Genomic DNA, 26,028 nt, shown 5'->3' with positions numbered 1-26,028 from the left:
ATCGACCAACACCTCGGAATAGCCGAGGTGTTTTGTCGAAACTAACGATTATACTTGTTCATTTTCTTCGTCTACACTCAATCTATTATGATTTTTGGGAGTGCAAGATGGAAAAAGCGATTAGAAATTTTTTAAGCCAAGAGTCCGCCGGCGGCATCCTTTTATTGATTGCCGTTGCCTTTGCCATGCTGATGGCCAATTCTCCTCTCGCGGGACTCTATCAAGGTTTTCTCGGTACTGAAGTACAGGTGCGTGTCGGTGCACTCGATCTGCATAAGCCATTGTTGCTGTGGATTAACGACGGTCTAATGGCGCTGTTTTTCTTGCTGATTGGTTTAGAAGTTAAGCGCGAGCTACTCGAAGGCGCATTATCGAGTGTGGCACAGGCTTCTCTGCCAACTTTTGCTGCCATTGGTGGCATGTTAGTGCCTGCGGGAATTTATCTTTTATTTAACTATGGTGATCCTATCACTCAAGCGGGTTGGGCAATTCCTGCAGCGACGGATATTGCTTTTGCTTTGGGGATCATGGCGTTGCTAGGTAGCCGCGTACCCGTTGCTTTAAAGGTCTTTCTGCTGGCATTAGCCATTATTGATGATTTAGGCGTTATTGTGATTATCGCCCTCTTCTACAGTACCGATTTATCAACCATTAGTTTAATCATTGCCAGTATTGCGATTGTTGGTTTAGTTGCTTTAAACCGTAAAGGAGTGACTTCATTAGCACCCTATGGCGTATTAGGGCTTATCCTGTGGGTTGCAGTGCTCAAGTCAGGTGTTCATGCCACATTAGCGGGTGTCATTATTGCCTTCTGTGTTCCTCTTCGGGCAAAAGATGGTAGTTCGCCTTCTGAGCATTTAGAGCATAGTTTACACCCATGGAGCACCTTCCTAATTCTGCCTGTATTTGCCTTTGCTAATGCCGGAGTCGCTTTAGGAAACATGAGCTTAGATACGCTTATTTCCCCTGTGCCAGTGGGGATTGCGTTGGGATTAATGTTAGGTAAACCGATAGGGGTGATGCTGTTTAGCTTTGTTGCTGTCAAGCTTAAGTTGGCACAGTTGCCTGATGGTATCGGTTGGAAACAGATCGCACCCGTGGCGGCGATGTGCGGGATTGGTTTTACCATGTCGATGTTTATTGCTTCGTTGGCATTTGAGCAGGCAGACCCTATGTTCGGCGATTTAGCACGCCTTGGCACCTTGATTGGCTCAATTCTCGCAGCCTTGATCGGGTATTTCTGGTTATCAAAAGTGTTACCAAAAAAAGGAGTATAACTATGATAAATATGAAATTAGTGGGAGTTGCTGCATTGTTAGCATTATCTTCAAGTGCCATGGCTTCGCAAATTGATGCCTGTAACAAAGATGTCGCATCACAAACCTGCCAAAGCTATCTTGAGGGGATAGTTGATGGGGCATTAATGTTTAAACCTGAGGCATTAGGCGCGAGGCTTGAAACCAATGGTTACGAGTCTAGAGCATTAAAATACCGTGGCGGTAAACGTTTCCAAGAAGCAAACCGTACTTATTGTGCTAGTCGAATTCCTGATCGTGACAGTTTAGTCTCTGGGGTGACTGAAGCGGTTAGCACTGGTACTGCCGCAGATTTAGAGCAACTTCAAGGAATCGTTGTTAACTTATTGGATTGCCAGCGTTTAAAATAGCGATATTGACTCATTATTTGTTAAGCTGGGTCATTGCTACCCGATATGCCACAGCATAGATGCTGTGGCATCCCTAATAGGAAGCTCATTGGCGATGCTCCATCTCAATTACAACCATCTTTACTATTTTTGGATGATTAAGAAAAAGGGCTCTGTGGCAAAAGCTGCAGAAGCCCTTTATTTAGCTCCACAAACGATTACTGGGCAAATCCGCGCCTTAGAAGACAGGCTAAACGGTAGCTTATTTAAACGTGTCGGCAGAAATCTAGAAGCGACAGAGCTCGGAGAGCTCGTCTTTCGTTATGCCGATAGAATGTTTTCTCTCAGTTATGAGATGCTCGATTTACTTAACTATCAAAAAGATGACGCTATTCTATTTGAGGTTGGGATTGCTGATGCTTTATCGAAAGCCTTATCAAGTAGAGTGTTGCTCTCGGTTGTTCCTAATGATGGCTCTATGCACCTTGCCTGTTATGAGGCGACCCATGAAAGCTTAATGTCTCGCTTACGCGAGCATAAACTCGATATGATCCTTTCAGACTGTGCGGGCGAGTCACTTAAATATCCCGAAATTCTATCGAAAAAACTGGGTGAGTGTGGTGTGAGTTTCTTTTCTGCTGAAGCTTACAGTGCGGATTTCCCTGCCTGTTTAGAGCAAGGGCCGCTATTGATTCCCGGTCGTAGAACTTCGCTCGGTCAGCAACTATATCGTTGGTTTGATGAGCAAAATCTTAAGGTGAGTATTTTAGGAGAGTTTGATGATGCGGCCATGATGAAGGCTTTTGGTTACCTTAAGCGCGGTATCTTTGTCATGCCGTCGATTTATCCCCAAGAAGTGATTTCCCATGGCATGCATTTACTTGGTGAAACCTTAGATGTGAAAGAAGAGTACCATGTGATGTTTGCCGAACGGATGATCCAGCATCCTGCAGTTAAACGCCTCCTAGAAACGGATTTTAGTGATTTATTTGCCGGATTAGATACTCAAGTTAAGCAGTATTAAACTTGTGTTTCAACAACGCTTGCATCGACACTCCATGGACTGAACTGGTAGACTAAGGCGAATTTTGTTTTGGGAGAGATTAACTTGGAGTTAATGAACATTGCACGGGTCCGTTGGGCATGTCGCCGCGGAATGCTCGAATTAGACGTTTTGTTCCAGCCCTTCGTTGAGAATGTTTATCAGGATTTGTCTGATGAAGATAAAGCCCTGTTTATTCGTTTGCTCGAGTGTGAAGATCCTGAATTATTTGCATGGTTTATGGGTCATGAAGTTTGCCCTGATCCTGAGCTTGCCCGCATGGTAGTGCAAGTCCGTGGCCGAGCTGCGCCATAGTTTTAGTGTAAAAGCCTCCTTTGACCAACGTCTCTCGTTGGTCGTATTTGTTTGTGTCTGTAGCACTTCTTTACTTCTCTGGCCAGAAACGGATACCGCAGTACTACATGAACTGAGGGCTATACTCGCCGTCTTAATATTGGGATTCTTGTGCTCTCAGTTATGGCAACTGAGGAAATGGCATTGCCGTTTTGAGCTTAATGGTCAAGGAGACGGCTGGCTATCAACGGGGGAGGCGTTTCATGTATTGCCCAGAACTTGGGTAACGCCGTTTATCTGCTTGGTTTACTATCAATCTGCCGATAGGTTGCATCTCTTACCTCTATGGGCGGATATGTTTAGTGATACAGATTATCGCCACTTGTGTCGGCTATTACTTAAAGTTAAAACTCAGGCTGTGAGCCAACACGAACTACTTTAATCTAAATCTGAATCTGAATCTGAATCTGAATCTGAATCTGAATCTGAATCTGAACTGTGAGTGATGCGACTTTCACACCGTCTAAATAACAAACGGGCTAAATCCTTGTTAAGATTTAGCCCGTTAAAAGCGTTTAAGTTAAGCTATCCGCTTATTTTTCAGGTTGCAAAATGGTCGGTAGTGGAGAAGCTGACTTTTCAGGATGGTCAATATTATAGTGCAGCCCTCGACTTTCTTTACGTTCCATCGCGCAGCGAATAATGAGTTCCGCCACTTGCACTAAGTTACGCAGTTCAAGCAGGTTATTACTGACTCTGAAGTTGCTGTAATACTCTTGGATTTCCTGCTGCAACATCAAGCAGCGGCGCAGTGCGCGCTCTAAGCGTTTATCTGAGCGTACGATACCCACATAGTCCCACATAAACAGGCGCAGTTCGTGCCAGTTGTGGGCGATAACGACTTCTTCATCAGAATTAGACACTTTACTTTCATCCCATGCGGGAATTGGGCCTGGTAAGGGGATTTTATGCAGTTGACTCTCAATATCTTGGGAGGCTGCCCGCGCAAATACCAAGCACTCAAGCAGCGAGTTACTTGCCAAGCGGTTGGCGCCATGCAAGCCTGTATAAGCGACTTCACCAATGGCATAGAGACCATTGAGATCGGTTTGACCATGTAAGTCTGTCATCACCCCACCACAGGTATAGTGGGCTGCCGGGACGACCGGAATAGCGTCCTTTGTAATATCAATACCGAGTTCTAAGCAGCGACTGTAAATCGTCGGGAAATGCTTCATTACAAAGTCAGCATCTTTATGGCTGATATCCAGATACACGCAATCGGCACCGAGACGTTTCATCTCATAGTCAATGGCGCGGGCAACGATGTCACGGGGAGCTAACTCTGCACGTTCATCAAAGTCTGGCATAAAGCGGCTGCCATCAGGGCGACGCAAATAGGCACCTTCACCACGTAGAGCTTCGGTCAGTAAAAAGTTACGGGCATCAGCGTGGTATAAGCAAGTTGGATGGAATTGATTGAATTCCATGTTGGCAACGCGGCAACCTGCCCGCCATGCCATCGCAATACCATCACCACTAGCCACATCGGGATTTGAAGTATATTGGTAAACCTTAGAACTACCGCCAGTGGCTAAAGCGACAAACTTAGCCTTGATGGTTTCAACTTGCTCGGCATTTCGGTTCCACACATAGGCACCTAACACGCGATTACCGGGACGATTTAATTTGCGGGTGGTGATAAGGTCGATGGCGTTATAGCGTTCTAAAACTTGAATGTTTGGATGGGCGAGGGCTCGTTCTTGCAGTGTGGTCTGCACCTCTTTGCCCGTTGCATCCGCAGCATGTAGAATGCGTCTATGGCTATGGCCGCCTTCGCGGGTAAGGTGATAAGGGGCATCTTTAGCATTGTTCCCCGTGGCTTCTTCTTTATCGAAAGCCACGCCACATTCGATTAGCCATTGCATTGCACTCTTGGCGTTTTCGGCGGTAAAAGTCACCACCTCTTTATCGCACAAACCAGCACCAGCCACTAATGTATCGGCTACATGGGATTCGATAGTATCACTTTCATCGAAGACGGAGGCGATACCGCCCTGCGCGTAGTATGTCGACCCTTCCGAGAGAGGGCCTTTTGAAAGCAGAATTACGTTTGCTTTTTCAGCAAGATGCAAAGCTAGTGTCAGACCTGCGGCACCGCTACCTATGACTAATATGTCAGATTGGTGTTCAACTACTTGTTTCATCGGGTATCATGCTATGACTGAGAGTACCATCTATGGTAAACCAACTGACGAATTATGGGTACTTTCCTTTTAACCTTACTTTTTTTGTATAATTCTTAGAACTTTTTCAAAGCACGCGAGTCTACATAAGTGAATATGATTCGAGCGACTGAGAAATCAGCATTTTAGATTTGGGAGAAGTCGGCTCGGATGAGTGGACAAATAAGTGATCAACAATTAGTTGAGCGCGTACAACGGGGAGATAAAAACGCTTTTAACCTGTTAGTGCTTAAATATCAGAGTAAAGTGATTAGCTTGATTTCACGCTACGTGCGTAACCAAGCCGACGTTGCTGATGTAGCACAGGAAGCGTTTATTAAAGCTTATCGAGCTTTGCCAAACTTTCGTGGTGAAAGTGCGTTTTATACCTGGTTGTACCGCATAGCCGTTAATACGGCTAAGAATTACCTCGTATCACAGGGGCGCAGGGCGCCTGCAAATGATGTCGATGCCGAGGATGCCGAATATTATGAAGGTAGTGATGCGCTAAAGGAGTTTGCCTCCCCAGAGCGACTAATGTTATCGGATGAAATCAAGAAAGTGGTTTTCGAAACATTAGAAACATTGCCGGAAGAATTACGTATGGCGATTTCATTGCGTGAACTCGATGGGATGAGTTACGAAGATATCGCCATCATCATGGATTGCCCTGTTGGAACGGTAAGATCTCGAATCTTCCGTGCCCGTGAGGCAATCGATAAAAAGCTTCAGCCTTTGCTGGAAGCCTAAATTCTTATTTTAAGAAACCCTTAAATTTAGACAGGTGAACAATGGATAAATTAGGTCAAGAATGGGTATCAGCCGCTGTCGATGGAGAGACAGATGTGCAGACGATGGCAGAACTTGCTGCCGATACGCATTCACATAATAAATGGCGTAACTATCATTTGATAGGTGATGCTATGCGGGGTGAATTACCCCAGACTATGGCGTTAGACCTTAGTGCAAGTATTGCTGCTGCAATTGAGCTTGAGCCTGCCATTGTCTCGCCCCAAGCCAAGGCTCCGATAGGCGTTACTGAACAAGTTACAACGGATAAAAACCGCGTAGTGCCACTATTTAAGCAGTTTGGTCAGTATGCAATTGCCGCTACTGTGGCCATGTTTGCCATCGTCGGCGTACAGAACTTTAACCAAACAGCTGATGATGCCGCGTCGCCATCACCTGTGCTTGTTACTCGTCCTTTGATGGGTAGTGCGTCGCCAGTGAGCTTACAGACGGGGCCTGTTCAACAAAATCAGAGCTACACTAATGACCAAATGAACGAGCAACGTCGCCGAATTAATACGTATATACAAGATCATATGTTACAACAACGATTGAATACGGGTGCCGTTGTAGAAGACAATAGCGAGGTTATTCCCGTTCCTGTCAATCAGTAGTAAGGAGTTAGCTTGCGTCTAATCCTGTTGGCTTTGTTAGCCTTGGTATTTCCTGCGGTGGCGCAGGAAGATATGCCTGCCAAAGTCTGGCTTGAGAAAATGAGTCAGGCTTTAAAAGAGAAAGAATTTAAAGCATCGATTATACAACTTCAGGCCGACCATATTCGGCCTTTGGTTTATCTTCACGGTAAGGTGAATAATCAAGAAGTTGCCTTTCTTGAGTACCTCAACGGTCCTCCCAAAAATGCGGTAAGAGTGGGAAATCGGGTCACCTTTATCGAACATGATCAACCCGCATACAGTATCATCTCTAATCATATTCAGGGCGTGTGGCCTGCGGCTTTCTCATCAAAAATGAGCGATTTAGAAGTGGGTTATCAATTTGTATTAGGGGGCCGCACTCGCATTGCTGGGCGCCCAGGGCAAATGATCCGCTTGTTGCCTAATGATGAATACCGATATGGTTTCCAAATCTGGTTAGATATGGACACCTATTTGCCACTCAGATATGACATGTTGACTCAAGATAAGCAATTGCTTGAACAACTAATGGTGATTGAATTAATTGAATTTAGCGAGCCCCCATCGATTCTACAGGAAGCCTACAAGCAAGAATGGCCTGCTGTGATCGATCAGGCTGAACGTCAAGATGGACAAAATTGGCAGTTTTCTTGGCTCCCCGCTGGATTTAGCGTAGTAGTGCGTGATCATCACCGTTTGATTGGTAGCCACGAGGCAGTTGAATATATTGCCTTGACTGATGGCTTAGCCAATATTTCTATTTATGTTGCTCGGGCTGGAGCAACGCCATTGCCTGAAGAGTTAATTACGCGTAATGGCTTATCTTTAGTGTCAGAAAAAGTCGGTAATGCTGAAGTGGTGGCTGTGGGTAAAGTGCCAACTGAGACCTTAGCCCGTATCGCGAAAAGTTTGATGTTAAAATAGAGCGGTTCATCATGATGGAAGAAGTGGCGCGGGTTGTCGCCTGTGATAATCAAGGTTGGCTCACCGTTGAGGTCGAGCTTAAAAGCACCTGCAAGAGTTGCAGTAGCAGTGAGTCCTGCGGGACGTCTGCTGTTGCACAGGCTTTTTCTGCAAAGACACAGCAATTCTCTATTCAGAGTGAACGTGCCTGTGAGGTTGGTGAACTGCTAAAGTTGGGGCTACCAGAGAGTGTTATCTTGAAAGCGGCTGCCTTGGTTTATTTGACGCCACTCTTCGGCTTATTTGCGGGGGCATTATTAGGGCAGTTTTTTGCTAGTTTGTTAGTAATCAATTCTGATCTCTGTGCGATAGCCTTTGCTGCTTTAGGCGCGTTAGCCGCTTGGTTTTTTGGAAAACGTAAGGCAAAACAGCTTGAAGTAGATTCGCAACCTGTGATTTTAGCTTATTTAGGCACAGGGATCAGTTTAGATAAATTATCTGTTTGATTTCATGTTGTTATTGATTTCAATTAGACAATAAACTTTTGCTGAGGGCGGCATTTTTCGACATAAAGACAACTATGAGTGAATCTGATTGGTATTGAATCCGCAATCAGGTACAATTTCCCACCTTTGAACCGTATCCATTTTTCAGTATTAGTCATAGCAGCATAATGAAACACATTAGAAACTTCTCAATTATTGCCCATATCGACCATGGTAAATCGACGCTGTCAGATCGTCTTATTCAGGTTTGTGGCGGTTTAAGCGACCGTGAAATGGATGCACAAGTTCTTGATTCTATGGATTTAGAACGTGAGCGCGGTATTACCATTAAGGCGCAGAGCGTTACGTTGGAATATACAGCCAAAAATGGCGAAACCTACCAACTCAACTTTATTGACACCCCTGGTCACGTCGACTTTTCCTATGAAGTATCTCGTTCATTAGCCGCCTGTGAAGGTGCGCTGCTTGTGGTGGATGCTGGCCAAGGCGTTGAAGCTCAAACGCTGGCAAACTGTTACACTGCGCTGGATATGAATCTGGACGTGGTACCTATCCTGAACAAAATCGACTTACCTCAGGCTGATCCTGAGCGTGTTGCCGCCGAGATTGAAGACATCGTCGGTATTGATGCGATGAACGCGGTGCGTTGTTCTGCAAAAACCGGTGTGGGTATTGATGATGTATTAGAGGTTATCGTCGAGCAAATTCCACCGCCAGAAGGCAATCCAGATGCGCCGTTGCAAGCCCTCATTATTGACTCGTGGTTTGACAGCTACTTAGGCGTTGTTTCTTTAGTGCGTATTAAACATGGCGTGCTCAAGAAGGGTGATAAGTTCAAGGTGATGTCTACAGGGCAAAACCATACCGCAGATCGTGTCGGTATTTTCACGCCAAAACAAACCGATAAAACCGAGCTAAAAACCGGTGAAGTAGGTTTCGTTATCGCAGGTATTAAAGAAATTCACGGTGCGCCAGTGGGTGATACCTTAACACTGGCTAAAAATGGTGCCGATAAGCCATTACCCGGCTTTAAAAAAGTGAAGCCTCAGGTTTATGCTGGTGTGTTCCCGATTTCTACCGATGAATATGAAAACTTCCGTGATGCACTGAACAAACTCAGCCTGAACGATGCCTCATTGTTCTTTGAGCCTGAAAGTTCATCTGCGTTAGGCTTTGGTTTCCGTATTGGCTATTTAGGCCTGCTCCACATGGAAATCATTCAAGAACGTTTAGAGCGCGAATACGATCTTGACCTCATCACGACCGCACCTACGGTAGTCTATGAAGTGTTGATGACCAGTGGTGAGACTATCTATGTTGATAATCCAGCAGATTTACCTGCAATTAACAACATCGAAGAGATGCGTGAACCGATTGTTGAAGCCAATATTCTGGTACCAAAAGAATACTTAGGTAACGTAATTACGCTGTGTATCGAAAAACGCGGTACTCAAGTTAATATGGTTTACCACGGTAATCAAGTGGCCGTGACTTACCATCTGCCAATGGCGGAAGTGGTGATGGACTTCTTTGATCGCTTAAAATCAACTAGCCGTGGTTATGCGTCATTAGAGTACAACTTTATCCGCTTCGATCCGGCGGACATGGTGCGCTTAGATATTCTGATCAACGGCGACCGCGTGGATGCGCTGGCGATGATTATTCACCGTTCGAATATTCGTCACCGTGGTTTGGCGTTGGTTGAGAAGATGAAAGAGCTTATCCCGCGGCAGATGTTTGATATCGCGATTCAAGCCGCGGTCGGTAGCCAGATTATTGCCCGTTCTACCGTAAAAGCGTTACGAAAAGACGTAACAGCTAAGTGTTATGGTGGTGACGTTTCCCGTAAGAAGAAACTCTTAAATAAACAAAAAGAGGGTAAGAAACGGATGAAACAAGTTGGTAACGTTGAGGTGCCACAAGAGGCGTTCTTAGCGGTACTTAAGCTAAACGAGTAACACTCGAGATAACACAATTTAGCTATTATTGCGCCGCAGTTTGCGGCGCTTTACTTAGCTTATCGTATGTTTTGTGGTGTTTTTTTATAAATGCGGTAAGTTAACTAAAGTTCGCGAGTCGAAATACAATAGTCGCTGAGTTTAGATCTTTACATTTCAAGGCAGGAGTTCAATACGTAATGGCAGCCTATTTTTCCATTATTTTAGTGCTAGTCACTCTGATTTCAGGGTTGATCTGGTTAGTCGATGTGCTGGTATTTGCGCCTAAACGCCGTGAAAGCTTAGCCTTGGCCAAGGCTTCTCAGGCCAATTTAACTGAGGAAGCCGAATACAATATTATCCGTGAACCCACTGTGGTTGAGACTGCGCACTCCATCTTCCCAGTGATTGCCTTTGTGCTGATCCTGCGCTCGTTTATTTATGAGCCATTTCAAATTCCATCGGGTTCTATGATGCCAACGCTGTTAGTGGGCGATTTTATTCTGGTTGAAAAGTTTAGTTATGGCCTAAAAGATCCCGTATGGCGCACTAAACTGATTGAAACGGGCGAGCCCAAACGTGGTGATGTGATTGTCTTTAAGTACCCAGAGAATCCTCAAGTCGATTACATTAAGCGTGTTGTAGGTTTACCGGGCGACCGGATTATCTACCGCAACAAGCAGTTGATGATCCAAAAGGCCTGTGGTGCTGAGCAAACTAATTGCCCAGAGCCAGAACTGGTGGCGCGTACCGAAATCAGCCGTGGTGATTACAGCCAAGATGGTGTGCCTTTACTGCGTTATAAAGAGCAACTCGGTGAAGTGGCACACGATATTTTAATTAATCCAAGCCGTCCTGATATGTTGGGTTATTTCAAGCGTGATGGCAATTTACCCGCGGGTGAATTTCTTGTTCCCGAAGGCCATTACTTTGCGATGGGTGATAACCGCGATAACAGTACCGACAGCCGTTTCTGGGGCTTTGTCCCTGAAGAAAATCTTGTCGGTAAAGCGGTGGCTATCTGGATCAGTTTTGAGTTTGACCGTTCAAAAGCCGACTTCCTGCCAACCTGGGTACCAAGCGGTGTGCGCTTTGAACGTGTAGGTGGAATTCACTAGTATGGAACCGATTAAAAATTTGCCGCGTTTGTGTCGTACATTGGGTTATGAGTTCAAGAATATTGACCTTCTAACCCAAGCGTTGACCCATAGAAGTGCGGCAAATAAGCACAATGAGCGTTTAGAATTTTTAGGTGATTCGATTTTATCGATAGTCATTTCGGATGCCTTATATCATCAGTTTCCTAAGGCGACTGAGGGCGATTTAAGCCGGATGCGCGCCACTTTAGTGCGTGGCGATACGCTGACCTTGATTGCTCAAGCCTTTAAACTTGGGGATTATTTATTCCTCGGTCCTGGCGAATTAAAGAGTGGCGGTTTTCGACGCGAGTCGATTCTGGCCGATGCGGTTGAGGCGATTATTGGTGCGATTTACTTAGATTCGGACCTCGAAGTGTGCCGTGAGCTGTTGCTTAAATGGTATGCCGAGCGTTTATCTGAGATTCAACCCGGTGTGAATCAAAAAGACGCTAAAACCTTACTGCAAGAATATTTACAAGGGTTAAAGAAGCCGCTACCCGATTACCAAGTAATCAACATAGAAGGCGATGCCCACGATCAAACATTCACCGTTGAATGTCGTATAGATGACTTGAGTGAAAGCGTGATTGGCGTTGCGAGCTCACGCCGCAAAGCCGAGCAGATTGCCGCGGCTCAAGTATTGGAGTTACTGAAGAAATGACCAAAAAAACAGACTTGCCAGCTGTCGATGCCGCTAACGCGAGCAATGAGCCGAGCTTAGACGAATTACTGGCAAGGATGAATGCAGCGAGCGCAGCAGCGCCGTCTGTTCACTATGATGTGACCTACTGTGGCATGGTGGCTATTATTGGCCGGCCTAACGTGGGGAAATCGACCCTGCTGAACCGTTTGCTTGGGCAAAAGATCAGTATTACCTCGAAAAAGCCGCAAACGACGCGTCATCGCATCATGGGTATCCATACCGATGGTCCGCGCCAAATCGTGTTTATCGACACACCCGGTCTGCATATTGAAGAGCAGCGTGCGATTAACCGTTTAATGAACCGCGCGGCGGCGAGCTCGCTTGCCGATGTGTCTATGGTGATTTTTGTGGTCGATGGTATGACATGGACCGCCGATGATGAGATGGTGTTAAGCAAACTTCGCCGCGGCGGTGAAGAGCGTAAAACTGTTTTAGCCATCAACAAAGTCGATAATATAAAAGACAAAGAAGCCCTTTTCCCTTATTTGGAAGAAGTGGCCAAGAAGTATCCCTTCGATGAGATCCTGCCGATTTCTGCCAGTAAGGGCACTAACGTTAAGCGCATTTTAGATATGGCGGCAGAGTCTCTGCCCGAGAATCCATTCTTCTTCCCCGAAGATTATGTGACCGACCGTTCGCAGCGTTTTATGGCCTCTGAAATTGTCCGCGAAAAACTGATGCGCTTTTTAGGTGATGAATTGCCCTACGATGCGACGGTTGAAATCGAGCAGTTTAAGATGATGGAAAATGGGGTTTACCAAATTAACGCCCTGATCCTCGTCGAGCGAGAAGGCCAAAAGCGGATGGTGATTGGTAGCAAAGGCGAACGCATCCGTACCATCGCTACACAAGCGCGCCTCGATATGGAAACCTTGTTTGATAACAAAGTGTTCCTCGAAGTCTGGGTGAAGGTTAAATCCGGTTGGGCCGATGATGAACGCGCCCTGCGAAGCTTAGGTTACGGTGACGATTAATCGTTACTGATGATAGGCCTAGCCTGACCATGAACGAGCGTGCAGATTGATGAAACGGGGTTATGTTTTGCATCATCGCCCCTATCGGGAGTCTAGCGCGCTGGTCAATCTCCTGGTCGACGGGATTGGGCGTGTCGATGCCGTCGCGCGTGTCGGGAGCGGTAAACGCTCCATCAAAAGTATCCTTCAACCTTTTCAGCCGCTGATTTTTGCATTTAGCGGTAAGTCTGAACTCAAGAACATCAGCCAAATTGAAGCGGCCGCGCCAGCCGTGCCCTTATCGGGTTATAGCCTGTATGCCGGCATGTATATCAATGAGTTGCTGATGCGAACCCTGTCTGTTCACCATAATGCCGAGGCGTTATTTCTCATCTACCACCAAGCCTTAGTAGGGCTTGCGGCGCAGTTTTGTGAGTCGAAACTGCGTTACCTTGAACTGGCGCTTTTGCGGGAACTCGGGGCTATGCCATCCCTTATCCGCGATACACAAGGCGAGCCTTTGATCCCTGAACATTACTATCAGCTTGTGCCTGAACTCGGGTTTCAATTTGTGCTAAACAGCCGAGCAAAGCACACCTATCAAGGCGCGATGTTAACCGCACTTAACGATAATGAGCTGTTGCAAGAGCAGTTTTTAGCAGCTAAACGACTGATGCGGTCTATGCTGCAACCATTGCTCGGAGATAAGCCACTGGTGAGTCGGCAGTTGTTTATGCAAGCGACAGCACCAAAGATGAATGGGAATAATTAGCCCTAGCTCCTGTTTTTTACAGTCTGTCCCAGTACAATAGGGCGCAAATCAGCGTTAATTCTCGCCTTAACAACATAAAGGAGTTCCCGATGAGCCGTATCTTATTGGGTGTTAATATCGACCATATTGCGACCCTGCGTCAGGCTCGCGGCACCAGTTATCCCGATCCTGTCCATGCGGCGGCGGTTGCCGAGCATGCGGGTGCCGACGGTATCACCATTCATTTACGGGAAGACAGACGCCATATTATCGACCGCGATGTGTATCTGCTGGCAAAAACCTTAAAGACGCGGATGAACTTTGAGTGTGCTGTGACTGAAGAAATGCTCAACATCGCCTGCGAAGTCAAACCAACCTACGTTTGTTTAGTCCCTGAAAAGCGTCAAGAAGTGACGACTGAAGGCGGTTTAGATGTGGCTGGTCAATTAGATAAAATCACTGCTGCGGTAAGCCGCTTAGCCGCCAATGGTATTCAAGTGTCACTGTTTATCGATGCCGATAAGACGCAAATCGATGCAGCAGTCGCCTCTGGCGCGCCACTTATCGAAATCCATACCGGTTGCTATGCCGATGCCAAAACGGCTGATGATGAGGCAAAAGAGCTTGCGCGTATCAGCGAAATGGCAAAATACGCCCACGGCAAAGGGTTGGTGGTGAATGCTGGCCACGGGCTGCATTATCACAATGTTAAGCCGATTGCGGCAATCCCTGAGCTGTATGAACTCAACATCGGCCATGCCATTGTTGCGCGAGCGGCCATTGATGGCTTAGCGACAGCGGTTAAAGATATGAAAGCGCTGATGTTAGAAGGTCGTCGAGGCGAATAATGGCAATCGTTGGGCTTGGCACTGACATAGTTGAAATCGAGCGTATCACGGCCCATGTGGCACGTTCCGGCGATAAGCTGGCCAAACGCGTACTGACAGAGGCTGAGTTCGATATCTATCAACAGCATAGCCAACCGAGCCGCTATTTAGCTAAACGCTTTGCCGCCAAAGAAGCCGCCGCTAAAGCTTTGGGGACGGGGATTGGTCGTGGCGTATCTTTTCAGCATATCCACATTGGCAATACGACTGATGGTGCGCCGACAATTGATTTTACTGAAGGTGCGCTGCAACGTTTAGTTTTGCTCAATGGCGTGGTTGGACACATTTCAATCGCAGATGAAAAATCCTACGCTATTGCGACGGTTATCCTAGAATCTCGCTAGTTTTTAACCCATTAGCACAAAGGGAGCCTTAGCTCCCTTTTTTATTGCGTAAAATGCATGGCAACATTTTTGTTACTTTTTACTGTTCAGTCTGGCATTTTTGGGCTAGGTTAGGTCAACAGTTTTATCTATAAACTAATTTTCAGGGACACAGCAAAAGGAGCCCAAGATGAAATCCGCCGTAGAGCAGTTATCAACCTATAAAAGTGTGCATTTAAATCCGCGAAATATTCAAACTCATTTTATTGGTATTCCATTAATTATATGGTCGGCTTTTCTATTATTAGCGACAATCCGTATTCCACTTGGTAGTGCTGGCGATGTGAGTTTAGGTGTGATTTTAGGGGCTGGCGTGCTGGTTTATTATTTTCGTTTGCATGCAAAGTTAGCGATTGGTCTGGCCTTGTTTATCGCCCCCGTCGTGTATTCAACAGAGTTAGTGGCCTCCTCTCCCAACGCCTTCTGGTTGGCTATATCGGTATTTATCGTCGGTTGGGTTTTTCAGCTGATTGGCCATCAATACGAGAAGGCAAAGCCTGCCTTTATTGATGATTTAAACCAACTGTTAATTGGCCCGTTTTTCTTAATGGCCGAAGTGTATTTTATCCTGGGGTTAGAAAAGGCGTTAGATGCCGAGATTACACCTATCGCTATCGAAAAGCGCCGAGCACTCGATAGCAAAAAAGTGTAGTTTGGGTTTTATAGCCTTTTGTCTTGGGATCTGCACGGCTAATCATTTACAACTCAATAAGTAAATCAATTAGCTGTGCATTCATATCTTCCGACTCGAATGTTGCGGTGAGTGAGACATTGCCTTTTCGGTAAAATACTTGTTCGAAATTATCTTCCGACTCTTGGTTTTTTGATAAAAAATCAGATTTAGTGATGGGAATGTTGTAGTTTTTCAACGTTTTCATAAATTCGTCGTTGTTTTGGTTTCTCGTTAGTGACTCTGTAAATCGAATTTTACTGACTTTTCTTGCCTCAATATCATTAATGCCGAGGAGAATATTTTCAGTGGCGATGACCCATTGCTCACTGCGTGAGGAGTCAACCTGATTGGGTATTTTTATAATGTTGGCAAGTTGAGAGGGGCTTAGAATAAATTCATCCTCGTTTTTATCTGAGATGATTTGTTTTATTTTATTGTTGTCAAATTCATTAAAATTTATCGAAGTACGCTTGCCGCTGTTTCCTCGTGGAACAAACGAAAATCCAGTTAACATCTCTGCTGTTTCATGTTTATTGTTTAAACTGAAGGTTTCGAAATACAATATTAGCTTATTGTTTTTTCCATCGAGGCGATAATCGTTGCCTTCTTGTTCTATTTTCTCGAGCGACAGTATTTGCGCTAGCTTAGCTTTAAATTGTATCTTGCCATCGATAATCCAGTTATCTTGGTCATAATTATCACTAGGCTCAATCATATTACTACCATGATTATTTAGAATGCTCTGGTTTTTATCGATCCTAACAATCTGGCTGTTTTTTGCATAAATCCATAGCGTTCTGCCGTAAACATACGCTGTTGAACCGTCCAGCATAGACAATTTTACGCTCTCTGGCCCCATCAATTGGTTTATAGATGATTCAGGCTCACCATTACTTAAGCCATAAGCACGATTTAATGTAACATTCGCAGCTGGAGCAAGGTGGTTTTTAGCTTGTTTATATATATTTATATAATCATTTTTAGCTAGTGTGGTTAAATGTATTTCTTTATCTTTAGCTATATTCTCGCCTTTGCTATTGTAAGGGGTTGGAGTGGTAGGGGGAATGTCATTCTGGCATGATTTTATATTTGTTGTAGTGGTTATAAATTTTATTTTATCTATGTATTCATTATTTTTTATTTTTTTTACGCTAATTATCCTTAGGGTGATTCTTTCAATTATAATTGCATCGGCACCTTCTGATAATGCATCTTGTTGAATGCTTTTTAACACTTTTTCAAAGTATCTGCTATAAAATGGAGTTGAGTCAGTGTATTTTATTTCTAATAATTCATTTTTATCTATTTCAACGGTGTAATGGTTGTTTTTTGTACTTATGTTTTTATATTCACAGGTAGGATAGTAATCAAGGACTTGCGGGAGATTATTTGAGGCTAAAGTACTGGAAGAATAAAGTAATGAGCATGAGATTGCTAAGTATTTAAACATTTTTTCATCCTTGATTATTTCTACTTAGGATGATTTTTATCAGAGATTTGAGGCAGTAACAAGTTTTTTAATTGTGCCCATTTGGATGTTTTGTTGTCAGTGGGAATGGCCGTGGATTATGAGTACACATCTAAAGTGTGTGACATATCTAAATTGTTGCTCCCTGTGAGGATGTTGTTTACCAAAAAGTTAGACGTAATAGCTTAAATGCACCATCGAGATTAATAGGGGAATCTAGACTGGCTCAATTTTAAGCTATTTTCTAAAGATAAAATCAACCACGCATTTAGCGTAGAGAGGTAATCTAGTTACTTTTGAGACTGATAATACTGCGGAATGATACGCACTGTTTTGACCATATTGTCAGCGACTTCAATGACTTCTAGCGGGTAGCCTGCAAGGCGTAGGCTCGTGTTTTCGGAGGGGATGTCCTCCAAATACTCTAAAATCAGGCCATTGAGGGTTTTAGGACCATCGGTTGGAAAATCCCATTTCATCTCTTTGTTCAAGTCTCGGATGGTGATACTGGCATCAATCAAATAACTGCCATCCTGTTGTTGGTTAATCTCTTCACTCGCGGTTGGTAACATTGAAGTAGTGAAGTCGCCGACAATCTCTTCGAGGATATCTTCGAGTGTTACCAGTCCTTGGATGTCACCGTATTCATCCACGACGAGGCCAATACGTTCTTTGTTGTGCTGAAAATTGGCTAATTGCACATTGAGTGGTGTGCCTTCAGGAATAAAGTAGAGCTCTTTGACTGCGCGCAGCAATGAGGATTTACTGAACTGCTCTTTTGATTGCAAGCGCAGCGCATCACGCAGATGAATAAAGCCGACAGCATCGTCAATGGTATCGCGGTAAACCAACACGCGAGTATGTGGGCTTTGGATCACTTGGCGATTGATATACTTAAAGTCATCATTGACGTTAATTGCATAGATATCCGAGCGTGGCACCATGATATCTTCAACAGTGACTTTTTCTAAGTCTAGGATCGATAACAACATTTCTTGGTGGCGTTGGGGGATCAATGCGCCAGCTTCATGAACGACTGTGCGAAGTTCTTCCTTGCTTAATGCATCGCTGCTGTTGATAGACTTTATCCCCACTAAGCGCAGTATGCCCGTGGTGATAAAATTGACGCTAGTGACGACATAGGAAAATACTTTCGATAGGGCGATAAGTAAATAGCTTGATGGAAAGGCGATACGTTCAGGATTGAGTGCGGCAATGGTTTTAGGTGTGACTTCACCAAAGACGAGCACGACCAATGTCAGTACCCCTGTTGCAATCGCGACCCCTAAATCGCCCCACAGACGCATTCCGATAATCGTGGCGATGGCTGAAGCGAGAATATTAACCAGGTTGTTACCAATCAAAATCAAGCCAATTAAGCGGTCTGGACGTTCAAGTAACTTGAGGGCACGAATGGCACCTTTGTGACCATTTGAGGCGAGATGCCTTAATCGATAGCGATTAAGAGTCATCATGGCGGTTTCAGAACCTGAAAAATAGGCAGAGAAAAGGATAAGCACCAATAAGAAAATGAGGAGTGCGCTTGTCGATATAGCGTCCAAAAATAGGCTCCAATTAGGCCGATAGGGTTAAGTTGATACCGAGAAATAAACGGGGTGTCAAGTCAGCTTAGCGAGTAAGCACCTAAGCTGACTTGAAATTATTAACTAAGAATTAATTCTTTGACAATGCGAGCGCCAAAATAAGCTAAGGATAACAAGGTTGCACCAGTTAAAGTGTAAATGACTGCGGTGCGAATCTTACAGCCAACCCAATACTGCTGCCACAGCATAGCGATATACACAAACCACGCGATAATTGACAAAATCGCCTTATGGCCTTTGCCATCGGCAAACATGTCATCGAGGAAGATAAAGCCTGTGGCCAGGGATAAGCTCAGTAAAATGACCCCAATAATTACAAGATGATAGAGCTGTTTTTCTACCGTCATCAGTGGTGGGATGCTAGGGCTTAACATGAGTTGTTTCTTTTTGAGCTTGTTTTGGATCATCGCCAGTTGAATCGCGTACAGGGCGGCGATCATCAGGGCGCTGTATGCCATGAGAGAGAGCACAACGTGCGCTAAGACCTCAGGATACAGCTCAAAGTGAGTAATAAACTTAGGCGGCAATAACCAGAGCAGGGCTACAGAGAGCACGGAACAGGCATAAACCACGGGCACAACCACAATCACTTTTAGCCTAAACATCATCACGGTAAAGGTGAAGGCGATGATCCAGTTCACTAACGAGATCACATTAGTGAGGCTGAAGTTTTGTCCATCAGGGGTAAATATCGCTTGTGAGAGGGCGGCTGCGTGTAGAATCACCGCAATCGCTGCGATACCTGCAACGGCTTTACGATTAGGGCCTTCAGGATGGAACAGCCGGCTTGTCACTAATACCAATGCGATGCAATAAAAAAACATGGCTGAGGCAGAAAAAATGACCATGGGTAATTAACCTATTTGTGTTGTTAAAGGTGCCTTATATCCCCAAACTACTTGAAACTCGTATTTTCAGATTGTTTGAGTTTTAACTGGGCATACAGATCAATATTTTGCCTAGAATAGCATGAGCTATCAGCAAATGGGCAGTGACATAAGTTGCAAAATTTAGCAGATTCTTATTGTTAGGTGTAAATAGTCGCCGTCAAGTCGCAAAATAAGTGTGGTAGCAGATTAAATGCCTAAGTTAACGCAACCGGGGCGTAGCAGTAGCATAATACGCACGCATGGTTATAATACTGCCCATTAATCGAGATCCTTAAAGGTATAGAGCAGGACGATGTTTGAGAATCTAACCGACAGACTGTCACGCACGCTGAAAAATATCAGTGGCCGTGGTCGCTTAACCGAAGAAAACGTTAAGGAAACCCTGCGCGAAGTGCGTATGGCGCTGCTGGAGGCCGATGTTGCCCTGCCTGTGGTGCGTGAATTCGTTAACAATGTAAAAGAACGTGCCGTTGGCCAAGAAGTGGCGAAAAGCCTAAGCCCTGGCCAAGCCTTTATTAAGATTGTTCAAAGTGAACTTGAAAAATCCATGGGCGAGGCAAACCAAGCTCTGGATTTAGCCACTCAGCCGCCAGCCGTGGTGATGATGGCGGGTCTGCAAGGTGCGGGTAAAACAACCAGCGTTGCCAAACTGGGTAAGCTGCTGCGTACGCGCCATAAAAAATCGGTATTAGTCGTCAGTGCTGACGTTTATCGTCCAGCGGCGATTAAACAGCTTGAGACCTTAGCGACCGAAGTCGATGTGGAGTTCTTCCCATCGGACGTGAGCCAAAAGCCAATCGATATCGCTAAGGCGGCCATTGCCCACGCTAAACTTAAATTTATCGATGTAGTAATTCTCGACACCGCGGGTCGTCTGCACGTCGATGAAGCTATGATGGATGAGATCAAGGCGCTGCACGCGGCGGTTAAACCGATTGAGACACTGTTCGTGGTTGATGCCATGACAGGTCAAGACGCGGCGAACACGGCAAAAGCCTTTAACGAAGCGCTGCCGCTCACCGGTGTGATTTTAACTAAGGTCGACGGTGATGCGCGCGGCGGTGCGGCATTATCGATTCGCCACATCACAGGCAAGCCAATTAAATTTTTGGGTGTGGGTGAAAAGACCGATGCCTTAGAACCTTTCCATCCTGACCGTATCGCCTCACGCATATTAGGTATGGGTGATGTGCTCTCACTTATTGAAGAAGTGGAGCGTGGCGTCGATAAAGAAAAGGCGATGAAGCTGGCTTCCAAAGTGAAGCAGGGCGGTAGTTTCGATCTCGAAGACTTCCGTGAACAGCTGCAGCAAATGAAAAACATGGGCGGCATGATGAGCATGATTGAAAAGCTGCCCGGTGTTGGTCAGTTGCCGCCAGATGCTTTAGCGCAAATTCAAGATGGTAAGATGACTCGCCAAATGGAGGCGATCATCAATTCGATGACAGCCAAAGAACGTAAAAACCCTGATTTAATCAAGGGCTCACGTAAGCGTCGTATTGCTGCGGGTTCGGGGACTGAGATTCAAGATGTAAACCGTTTATTGAAACAGTTTACCCAAATGCAAAAAATGATGAAAAAAATGTCGGCTAAGGGCGGCATGCAAAAGATGATGCGTGGAATGCGCGGTATGATGCCTGGCGGAATGAAATTTCCTGGGCGCTAATCTCAACGATTTTCATCAAAGTTGATGTCTTATCAGTTGGTTGATTGTATTTGGAATGAGGCGGGCAATTCTATGGCAGGTTTAATAATCGCCAGATTGGGTTGCATTCGTTGAAAAGTCAGGTAAAATCTTCCGGCTTTCTATCTGGGACTCTTCGCGAACACGGGGTTCCAGTTTTTATTTTTGCTTCAAGCAAATCATTAGAGGATTGAAAACGCATGGTTACCATTCGTTTAGCTCGTGGTGGCGCTAAAAAGCGTCCATTTTACAACATCGTTGTTGCTGACAGCCGTAACGCTCGTGACGGTCGTTTCATTGAGCGTGTTGGTTTCTTCAACCCATTGGCCCGTGGCCAAGAAGAAACTTTACGTTTAGACCTAGCTCGCGTTGAGCACTGGGTTGCGAACGGCGCTGCGACAACTGATCGCGTAGCAAAATTGATTAAAGACGCTAAAGCTGCTGCTTAATAGCGTTAAGGTATAGATTGATGAGCAGTAACCAACAGCCAGTCGTACTGGGGAAATTAGGCTCCTGTCATGGCATTAAGGGTTGGCTGAAAATCACCGCCTATACCGATTCTGTTGAAGGTATCTTTGATTATTCGCCTTGGCTTATTAAAGAAAATGGCGAATGGCGTGAAGTAAAAGTCACTCAGTGGCGTTACCAAGGCAAGGCCGTTGTGGCCGAACTTGAAGGTGTCACCACGCGGGAGCGAGCACAAATGCTCACCAATTGCGAAATTGGTATCCTGCCGCAGCAGATGCAATCATTGCCAGAAGACGAGTTCTATTGGCGTGATCTTATCGGTTGTGAAGTGATTAATACTACCGGCTATAACATGGGGATTGTCGATCAAATCGTGGAAACCGGTTCGAACGATGTCCTACTTGTTAAGGCCAACGCTAAAGATAGTTTCGGCAAAGTGGAACGTATGGTTCCCTTTGTCCCAGGGCAATTCATCTTGAAGGTGGATGTCCAAGGTAAACAGATTTTAGTGGATTGGGATCCTGACTTTTAAGTCGAGGTACAACATATGTGGTTAGGGGTAATTACCCTGTTCCCAGACATGTTTCGTGCCGTAACAGACTTTGGGGTTACGGGTCGTGCCGTGAAAAACGGTCTGCTTGAGTTGCACACGTGGAATCCTCGCGATTTCACCCATGATAGACACAGTACTGTGGATGACAGGCCTTACGGCGGTGGTCCTGGTATGTTGATGATGGTGCAACCCTTACGCGATGCCATTCATGCTGCGAAAGCAGCAGCAGGCGAAGAGGCAAAGGTGATTTACTTGTCACCTCAAGGACGCAAGCTGGATCAGCAAGGCGTTACTGAGTTGGCTAAATCATCCCGGTTGATTTTGGTGTGTGGTCGGTACGAAGGTATTGATGAACGCATCATTCAAACGGAAGTGGATGAAGAATGGTCGGTTGGGGATTACGTGCTTTCGGGCGGCGAATTACCCGCAATGACCTTGATAGATGCAGTATCGAGATTGGTTCCTGGCGTGCTAGGAAAACAAGCTTCGGCGGAGCAAGATTCTTTCTCCGACGGTTTACTGGACTGTCCTCATTACACGCGCCCTGAAAGTCTGGATGGACTCGATGTACCTGCAGTACTGCTAAGTGGCAACCACGAACAAATTAGACTCTGGCGTTTGCAGCAAAGCCTTGGTAGGACTTTTCTAAGACGGCCAGAATTATTTGAAAATCTAGCTCTGACTGACGAACAATCGACTCTTTTAGCGCAGTTCGTTGAAGCAATGGACAAGCATGCTTAGTCGTAGCTCAGTTAATTCTAGAACGGAGTAAGTTATGAACAACATCATTAAAATGCTCAACGATGAGCAAATGAAACAAGACGTACCTGCGTTTGGTGCTGGTGATACAGTAGTAGTTCAGGTTCGTGTTAAAGAAGGTGATAAAGAGCGTTTACAGGCTTTCGAAGGCGTTGTAATTGCTAAACGTAACCGTGGCCTGCACTCTGCATTCACAGTACGTAAAATCTCTAATGGCGAAGGTGTTGAGCGTGCATTCCAAACGCACAGCCCTCTGATCGCTAGCATTGAAGTTAAGCGTCGTGGCCGCGTTCGTCGTGCCAAACTGTACTACTTACGTGACCGTTCAGGTAAATCTGCACGTATCCGTGAAAAGCTGGCTACTAAGTAATAGTACCCGCTACAGAAAACAAGACGTAGTGTTCGCACAGAAAACCGCCCTAGTGGCGGTTTTTTGTTGGCTGAAGTTTGCCATTTTAGTGATTTCGCGTGCGTTTAAGGCTTTCGACAGAGAGCCACTGTGCCTTCAAGCCTTTGCCTTGTTATAAGAGCCGCTCGTCATTTGAGTTGAATAACTACACATCATTCCTCGTTTCGCGAGCACATGCTTGCCAGAACGAACAAAATCTAATATCGAAACGTTAACACGTCCTAATGCGATTGGTATAAATGCCGAATTTGTTAAATTCTTCCTTGATCTTCTGCCAATTAATAGGCATATTGGTCGCCTATTGTAATGGTGTATCATTACGATATTACATGGTGGCCTCGGCTATTTAATTCTTCCCCCAGCGGTTTGAGATCCAGACTCCTGATAACCTGGGGATATGACTTCAGTTTTAGGTGGTAAGCATGCAACAGGATACGATCAATAACGTACACATCAGTTCAGAGAAAGTCCTTATTACACCGCAGGAGCTAAAAGCGACTCTGCCACTCTCTGAGCACGCGTATCGTTATATCCTCAATGCACGCAAAACCGTGGCGGATATTGTCCATAAGCGCGATCACCGCGTGCTTATCGTCACTGGACCTTGTTCTATCCATGATATCGATGCCGCCAAGGAATACGCTTTAAAGCTTAAAAAGTTACACGATGAACTCAGCGATGAGTTCTACATCTTAATGCGAGTCTACTTTGAGAAGCCACGTACCACAGTGGGTTGGAAGGGGATGATTAACGACCCCGATATGGATGAATCCTTCGATGTCGAAAAAGGCTTAAAGATGGCGCGTGAGCTGATGATTTGGCTTGCAGAGCTTGAGCTGCCCGTCGCCACCGAAGCGCTCGACCCTATCAGTCCGCAATATATTTCGGAGCTAGTGACTTGGTCGGCCATTGGTGCTCGCACGACTGAATCGCAAACCCACAGGGAAATGGCGTCGGGTTTGTCTATGCCCGTTGGCTTTAAAAATGGTACAGATGGAAAGCTCGATGTGGCAATTAATGCCCTTAAATCGGCGGCCAGCAGCCACAGATTTATGGGGATTAACCAACAGGGTCAAGTCGCTCTGTTGCAAACGGCGGGAAACCCCGATGGGCATGTGATCCTGCGCGGCGGCGTAACACCAAACTACGATGCGGCCAGTGTGGCTGAATGTGAAGCGCAGCTACATAAGGCCAAACTCAATGCGCGCCTTATTATCGATTGCAGTCATGGCAATTCCTCTAAGGATTACACCAGGCAAGTCCCTGTGTGTGAAGATGTGTTTGCGCAGATCTACAACGGCAATAAGTCCATTATTGGCGTGATGCTAGAAAGTCATTTAAACGAAGGTAATCAAAGTTGTGATAAACCATTAAGCGAATTGGCCTACGGGGTTTCTGTGACAGACTCCTGTATTAATTGGGAAAAAACCGAAAGCGTTTTACGTGCGGGCGCATCGAAGTTATCTTCGGTATTGCCAACGCGTTTTGATATGCTCAAAGTGGCCAATGCTTGAGAGCAAATCTTAAGTGCCTAACGTTTAAACACCTTCCTTTTAGGTGGGTAGTGGACCGATAACATGAACGAAAAAACCACAACTGAATTAGAACACCTTCGCGGCCTTATCGACGGCGTCGACCAGCAATTGCTGCATTTACTGCGTAAACGGCTAGATTTAGTCGCGCAGGTGGGCACAGTTAAGCATGCCGCAGGCCTGCCGATTTATGCGCCGCAACGTGAAGCCGCAATGCTGGCAAAACGCCGCGAAGAAGCCAAAACCATGGGTATTGCGCCTCAACTTATTGAAGATATTTTGCGCCGCTTGATGCGTGAGTCCTATCTCAATGAGAAGGATGTCGGCTTTAAGCAAGTGAAAAATGACCTAGGTTCAGTTGTGATTGTGGGCGGGAAAGGCCAGCTTGGTGGACTGTTTCAACAGATGCTGTCGCTCTCGGGTTATCAGGTCAAAGTGCTCGATAAAGACGACTGGCAGCAAGCGGAAACCTTATTTGCTGATGCCGGATTGGTACTGGTAACTGTGCCTATCGCCATCACCTGCGACCTTATCCGTGCAAAACTAACCCAATTACCACAGGACTGTATTTTAGCCGACTTAACCTCTATCAAGACTGAACCGATGAATGCCATGTTAGCTGCCCACAAGGGACCCGTTGTTGGCTTTCATCCTATGTTTGGCCCAGATGTTGGCAGTTTAGCTAAGCAGGTTGTGGTGGTGTGTCATGGACGCGAAGCGGATAAATACCAATGGTTACTCGAGCAAATTACGATTTGGGGCGCACGAATTGTCGAAGCCGAGCCTGAACGCCACGATAATGCGATGCAGTTGGTACAGGCGATGCGCCACTTCTCAACCTTTGTGTATGGCTTAAACCTTTGCAAAGAAGAAGCAGATATCGAAACTCTGCTGCAATTTAGCTCGCCCATCTATCGCTTAGAGCTCGCCATGGTAGGGCGCTTGTTTGCCCAAAGCCCAGAGCTTTATGCCGATATTATTTTTGCCCAACAGGACAGCCAGCATGCGATTGGCGATTATTTGGATAACTATCGCGAGGCATTAGAGCTATTAAAGCGGGGCGATAGGGAAGCGTTTATCAACCAGTTCCAAACGGTTGCTAAGTGGTTTGGTGATTTTGCGCCGCAGTTTCAGCGTGAAAGCCGCATGATGCTGCAATCGGTAAGTGATATGAAAACGAACTGATAATGAATGAG

28 protein-coding genes are annotated in these 26,028 nt (G+C 45.6%); 24 read left to right on the top strand and 4 right to left on the bottom strand.

The genetic code is table 11. The features are described 5' to 3' along the window. Positions 1-107: 107 nt before the first annotated feature. The 5 genes from nhaA (at position 108) to IEY09_RS20190 (ending at position 3,423) form a co-directional block, all read left to right on the top strand. The gene (gene nhaA / locus IEY09_RS02365; RefSeq protein WP_188869701.1) at positions 108-1,277 is read left to right on the top strand and encodes a Na+/H+ antiporter NhaA; all 1,170 of its coding nucleotides are present in this window, start codon (positions 108-110) and stop codon (positions 1,275-1,277) included. A gap of 2 nt (positions 1,278-1,279) precedes the next feature. Beyond that, complete coding sequence (locus tag IEY09_RS02360) at positions 1,280-1,666, top strand: hypothetical protein (RefSeq protein WP_037415577.1); 387 nt, start codon at positions 1,280-1,282, stop codon at positions 1,664-1,666. A gap of 94 nt (positions 1,667-1,760) precedes the next feature. Continuing rightward, positions 1,761-2,669, top strand: coding sequence for a transcriptional activator NhaR (nhaR, locus tag IEY09_RS02355; protein WP_037415659.1), 909 nt, complete (start codon positions 1,761-1,763; stop codon positions 2,667-2,669). Between the two features lie 84 nt (positions 2,670-2,753). Beyond that, complete coding sequence (locus IEY09_RS02350; protein WP_139122633.1) at positions 2,754-3,002, top strand: FAD assembly factor SdhE; 249 nt, start codon at positions 2,754-2,756, stop codon at positions 3,000-3,002. Beyond that, positions 2,983-3,423 carry a protein YgfX gene (locus IEY09_RS20190; protein WP_172589578.1) on the top strand — a complete coding sequence of 147 codons (441 nt, stop codon included), beginning with the start codon at positions 2,983-2,985 and terminating at the stop codon, positions 3,421-3,423. The genes IEY09_RS02350 and IEY09_RS20190 overlap by 20 nt, the downstream gene beginning before the upstream one ends. Before the next feature lie 151 nt (positions 3,424-3,574). Here IEY09_RS20190 and nadB read toward each other — a convergent pair whose 3' ends face one another. Next, on the bottom strand, positions 3,575-5,188 hold the full coding sequence (nadB, locus tag IEY09_RS02345; RefSeq protein ID WP_037415581.1) for an L-aspartate oxidase: 1,614 nt from the start codon (positions 5,186-5,188) through the stop codon (positions 3,575-3,577). 189 nt (positions 5,189-5,377) lie between these two features. Between nadB and rpoE the strand changes: the two genes are divergently transcribed. The 12 genes from rpoE to IEY09_RS02285 all read left to right on the top strand — a co-directional run bounded on the left by rpoE (position 5,378) and on the right by IEY09_RS02285 (position 15,444). After that, positions 5,378-5,956 (top strand): RNA polymerase sigma factor RpoE, encoded by a 579-nt coding sequence (gene rpoE / locus IEY09_RS02340; RefSeq protein ID WP_037415584.1) that lies wholly within the window; start codon positions 5,378-5,380, stop codon positions 5,954-5,956. 41 nt (positions 5,957-5,997) lie between these two features. Continuing rightward, complete coding sequence (locus IEY09_RS02335) at positions 5,998-6,609, top strand: sigma-E factor negative regulatory protein (RefSeq protein WP_055646699.1); 612 nt, start codon at positions 5,998-6,000, stop codon at positions 6,607-6,609. 12 nt (positions 6,610-6,621) lie between these two features. Then, positions 6,622-7,554, top strand: a complete 933-nt coding sequence (locus IEY09_RS02330) for a MucB/RseB C-terminal domain-containing protein (RefSeq protein ID WP_037427579.1) — start codon at positions 6,622-6,624, stop codon at positions 7,552-7,554. Between the two features lie 11 nt (positions 7,555-7,565). Beyond that, on the top strand, positions 7,566-8,039 hold the full coding sequence (locus IEY09_RS02325; protein WP_188869699.1) for a SoxR reducing system RseC family protein: 474 nt from the start codon (positions 7,566-7,568) through the stop codon (positions 8,037-8,039). A 167-nt stretch (positions 8,040-8,206) separates the two neighbouring features. Further along, on the top strand, positions 8,207-9,997 hold the full coding sequence (lepA, locus tag IEY09_RS02320; protein WP_037415595.1) for a translation elongation factor 4: 1,791 nt from the start codon (positions 8,207-8,209) through the stop codon (positions 9,995-9,997). Between the two features lie 179 nt (positions 9,998-10,176). Further along, the gene (gene lepB / locus IEY09_RS02315) at positions 10,177-11,094 is read left to right on the top strand and encodes a signal peptidase I (protein WP_037415598.1); all 918 of its coding nucleotides are present in this window, start codon (positions 10,177-10,179) and stop codon (positions 11,092-11,094) included. A 1-nt stretch (position 11,095) separates the two neighbouring features. Further along, entirely contained in the window at positions 11,096-11,776 is a 681-nt protein-coding gene (gene rnc / locus IEY09_RS02310; RefSeq protein ID WP_037427576.1) for a ribonuclease III, read from the top strand. Then, positions 11,773-12,792, top strand: a complete 1,020-nt coding sequence (gene era, locus IEY09_RS02305) for a GTPase Era (protein WP_037427575.1) — start codon at positions 11,773-11,775, stop codon at positions 12,790-12,792. The genes rnc and era overlap by 4 nt, the downstream gene beginning before the upstream one ends. A 49-nt stretch (positions 12,793-12,841) precedes the next feature. After that, the gene (recO, locus tag IEY09_RS02300) at positions 12,842-13,543 is read left to right on the top strand and encodes a DNA repair protein RecO (RefSeq protein ID WP_188869697.1); all 702 of its coding nucleotides are present in this window, start codon (positions 12,842-12,844) and stop codon (positions 13,541-13,543) included. Between the two features lie 89 nt (positions 13,544-13,632). Then, a complete protein-coding gene (pdxJ, locus tag IEY09_RS02295; RefSeq protein WP_088585901.1) occupies positions 13,633-14,370 on the top strand; it encodes a pyridoxine 5'-phosphate synthase in 738 nt (245 codons plus the stop codon). Then, complete coding sequence (gene acpS / locus IEY09_RS02290) at positions 14,370-14,753, top strand: holo-ACP synthase (protein WP_088585900.1); 384 nt, start codon at positions 14,370-14,372, stop codon at positions 14,751-14,753. The genes pdxJ and acpS overlap by 1 nt, the downstream gene beginning before the upstream one ends. A gap of 169 nt (positions 14,754-14,922) precedes the next feature. Continuing rightward, complete coding sequence (locus tag IEY09_RS02285) at positions 14,923-15,444, top strand: Mpo1 family 2-hydroxy fatty acid dioxygenase (RefSeq protein ID WP_188869695.1); 522 nt, start codon at positions 14,923-14,925, stop codon at positions 15,442-15,444. 46 nt (positions 15,445-15,490) lie between these two features. On the opposite strand, the gene IEY09_RS02280 is transcribed toward IEY09_RS02285, so the two are convergent. From IEY09_RS02280 to IEY09_RS02270, 3 genes are all read right to left on the bottom strand, one after another. Then, entirely contained in the window at positions 15,491-16,915 is a 1,425-nt protein-coding gene (locus IEY09_RS02280; protein ID WP_188869693.1) for a hypothetical protein, read from the bottom strand. Between the two features lie 308 nt (positions 16,916-17,223). Continuing rightward, positions 17,224-18,495: an HlyC/CorC family transporter gene (locus IEY09_RS02275; protein WP_188869691.1), complete on the bottom strand. Its 1,272-nt coding sequence runs from the start codon at positions 18,493-18,495 to the stop codon at positions 17,224-17,226. Between the two features lie 101 nt (positions 18,496-18,596). Beyond that, on the bottom strand, positions 18,597-19,385 hold the full coding sequence (locus tag IEY09_RS02270; protein ID WP_037415626.1) for a cytochrome C assembly family protein: 789 nt from the start codon (positions 19,383-19,385) through the stop codon (positions 18,597-18,599). Between the two features lie 334 nt (positions 19,386-19,719). Between IEY09_RS02270 and ffh the strand changes: the two genes are divergently transcribed. The 7 genes from ffh to tyrA all read left to right on the top strand — a co-directional run bounded on the left by ffh (position 19,720) and on the right by tyrA (position 26,017). Then, positions 19,720-21,093, top strand: a complete 1,374-nt coding sequence (gene ffh, locus IEY09_RS02265; protein ID WP_037415628.1) for a signal recognition particle protein — start codon at positions 19,720-19,722, stop codon at positions 21,091-21,093. Positions 21,094-21,311: 218 nt separating this feature from the next. Further along, positions 21,312-21,560 (top strand): 30S ribosomal protein S16, encoded by a 249-nt coding sequence (rpsP, locus tag IEY09_RS02260; RefSeq protein WP_011071566.1) that lies wholly within the window; start codon positions 21,312-21,314, stop codon positions 21,558-21,560. Positions 21,561-21,580: 20 nt separating this feature from the next. Beyond that, the gene (gene rimM, locus IEY09_RS02255; protein ID WP_037415631.1) at positions 21,581-22,111 is read left to right on the top strand and encodes a ribosome maturation factor RimM; all 531 of its coding nucleotides are present in this window, start codon (positions 21,581-21,583) and stop codon (positions 22,109-22,111) included. A gap of 15 nt (positions 22,112-22,126) precedes the next feature. Next, positions 22,127-22,873 (top strand): tRNA (guanosine(37)-N1)-methyltransferase TrmD, encoded by a 747-nt coding sequence (gene trmD, locus IEY09_RS02250; protein WP_037415633.1) that lies wholly within the window; start codon positions 22,127-22,129, stop codon positions 22,871-22,873. A gap of 34 nt (positions 22,874-22,907) precedes the next feature. Next, positions 22,908-23,261, top strand: coding sequence for a 50S ribosomal protein L19 (gene rplS, locus IEY09_RS02245; protein WP_006080791.1), 354 nt, complete (start codon positions 22,908-22,910; stop codon positions 23,259-23,261). A 461-nt stretch (positions 23,262-23,722) separates the two neighbouring features. Beyond that, the gene (locus IEY09_RS02240) at positions 23,723-24,814 is read left to right on the top strand and encodes a 3-deoxy-7-phosphoheptulonate synthase (RefSeq protein ID WP_037415636.1); all 1,092 of its coding nucleotides are present in this window, start codon (positions 23,723-23,725) and stop codon (positions 24,812-24,814) included. A gap of 63 nt (positions 24,815-24,877) precedes the next feature. Beyond that, positions 24,878-26,017 carry a bifunctional chorismate mutase/prephenate dehydrogenase gene (gene tyrA, locus IEY09_RS02235; RefSeq protein ID WP_037431256.1) on the top strand — a complete coding sequence of 380 codons (1,140 nt, stop codon included), beginning with the start codon at positions 24,878-24,880 and terminating at the stop codon, positions 26,015-26,017. Positions 26,018-26,028: the final 11 nt, after the last annotated feature.

The organism is Shewanella xiamenensis, assembly GCF_014647135.1.
In the GTDB taxonomy this organism is placed as follows: Bacteria; Pseudomonadota; Gammaproteobacteria; order Enterobacterales; family Shewanellaceae; genus Shewanella; species Shewanella xiamenensis.
This window is presented reverse-complemented; position numbering and strand designations above follow the sequence as displayed.

Coding starts and splice junctions, on each gene's coding strand:
- IEY09_RS02270 (WP_037415626.1), bottom strand. CDS start 19,385: ATGGTCATTTTTTCTGCCTCAGCCATGTTTTTTTATTGCATCGCATTG.
- lepA (WP_037415595.1), top strand. CDS start 8,207: ATGAAACACATTAGAAACTTCTCAATTATTGCCCATATCGACCATGGT.
- rpsP (WP_011071566.1), top strand. CDS start 21,312: ATGGTTACCATTCGTTTAGCTCGTGGTGGCGCTAAAAAGCGTCCATTT.
- ffh (WP_037415628.1), top strand. CDS start 19,720: ATGTTTGAGAATCTAACCGACAGACTGTCACGCACGCTGAAAAATATC.
- IEY09_RS02285 (WP_188869695.1), top strand. CDS start 14,923: ATGAAATCCGCCGTAGAGCAGTTATCAACCTATAAAAGTGTGCATTTA.
- nadB (WP_037415581.1), bottom strand. CDS start 5,188: ATGAAACAAGTAGTTGAACACCAATCTGACATATTAGTCATAGGTAGC.
- lepB (WP_037415598.1), top strand. CDS start 10,177: ATGGCAGCCTATTTTTCCATTATTTTAGTGCTAGTCACTCTGATTTCA.
- IEY09_RS02360 (WP_037415577.1), top strand. CDS start 1,280: ATGATAAATATGAAATTAGTGGGAGTTGCTGCATTGTTAGCATTATCT.
- rimM (WP_037415631.1), top strand. CDS start 21,581: ATGAGCAGTAACCAACAGCCAGTCGTACTGGGGAAATTAGGCTCCTGT.
- IEY09_RS02280 (WP_188869693.1), bottom strand. CDS start 16,915: ATGTTTAAATACTTAGCAATCTCATGCTCATTACTTTATTCTTCCAGT.
- recO (WP_188869697.1), top strand. CDS start 12,842: ATGAAACGGGGTTATGTTTTGCATCATCGCCCCTATCGGGAGTCTAGC.
- rpoE (WP_037415584.1), top strand. CDS start 5,378: ATGAGTGGACAAATAAGTGATCAACAATTAGTTGAGCGCGTACAACGG.
- nhaA (WP_188869701.1), top strand. CDS start 108: ATGGAAAAAGCGATTAGAAATTTTTTAAGCCAAGAGTCCGCCGGCGGC.
- IEY09_RS02240 (WP_037415636.1), top strand. CDS start 23,723: ATGCAACAGGATACGATCAATAACGTACACATCAGTTCAGAGAAAGTC.
- rplS (WP_006080791.1), top strand. CDS start 22,908: ATGAACAACATCATTAAAATGCTCAACGATGAGCAAATGAAACAAGAC.
- rnc (WP_037427576.1), top strand. CDS start 11,096: ATGGAACCGATTAAAAATTTGCCGCGTTTGTGTCGTACATTGGGTTAT.
- nhaR (WP_037415659.1), top strand. CDS start 1,761: ATGCTCCATCTCAATTACAACCATCTTTACTATTTTTGGATGATTAAG.
- IEY09_RS02325 (WP_188869699.1), top strand. CDS start 7,566: ATGATGGAAGAAGTGGCGCGGGTTGTCGCCTGTGATAATCAAGGTTGG.
- pdxJ (WP_088585901.1), top strand. CDS start 13,633: ATGAGCCGTATCTTATTGGGTGTTAATATCGACCATATTGCGACCCTG.
- acpS (WP_088585900.1), top strand. CDS start 14,370: ATGGCAATCGTTGGGCTTGGCACTGACATAGTTGAAATCGAGCGTATC.
- trmD (WP_037415633.1), top strand. CDS start 22,127: ATGTGGTTAGGGGTAATTACCCTGTTCCCAGACATGTTTCGTGCCGTA.
- era (WP_037427575.1), top strand. CDS start 11,773: ATGACCAAAAAAACAGACTTGCCAGCTGTCGATGCCGCTAACGCGAGC.
- tyrA (WP_037431256.1), top strand. CDS start 24,878: ATGAACGAAAAAACCACAACTGAATTAGAACACCTTCGCGGCCTTATC.
- IEY09_RS02335 (WP_055646699.1), top strand. CDS start 5,998: ATGGATAAATTAGGTCAAGAATGGGTATCAGCCGCTGTCGATGGAGAG.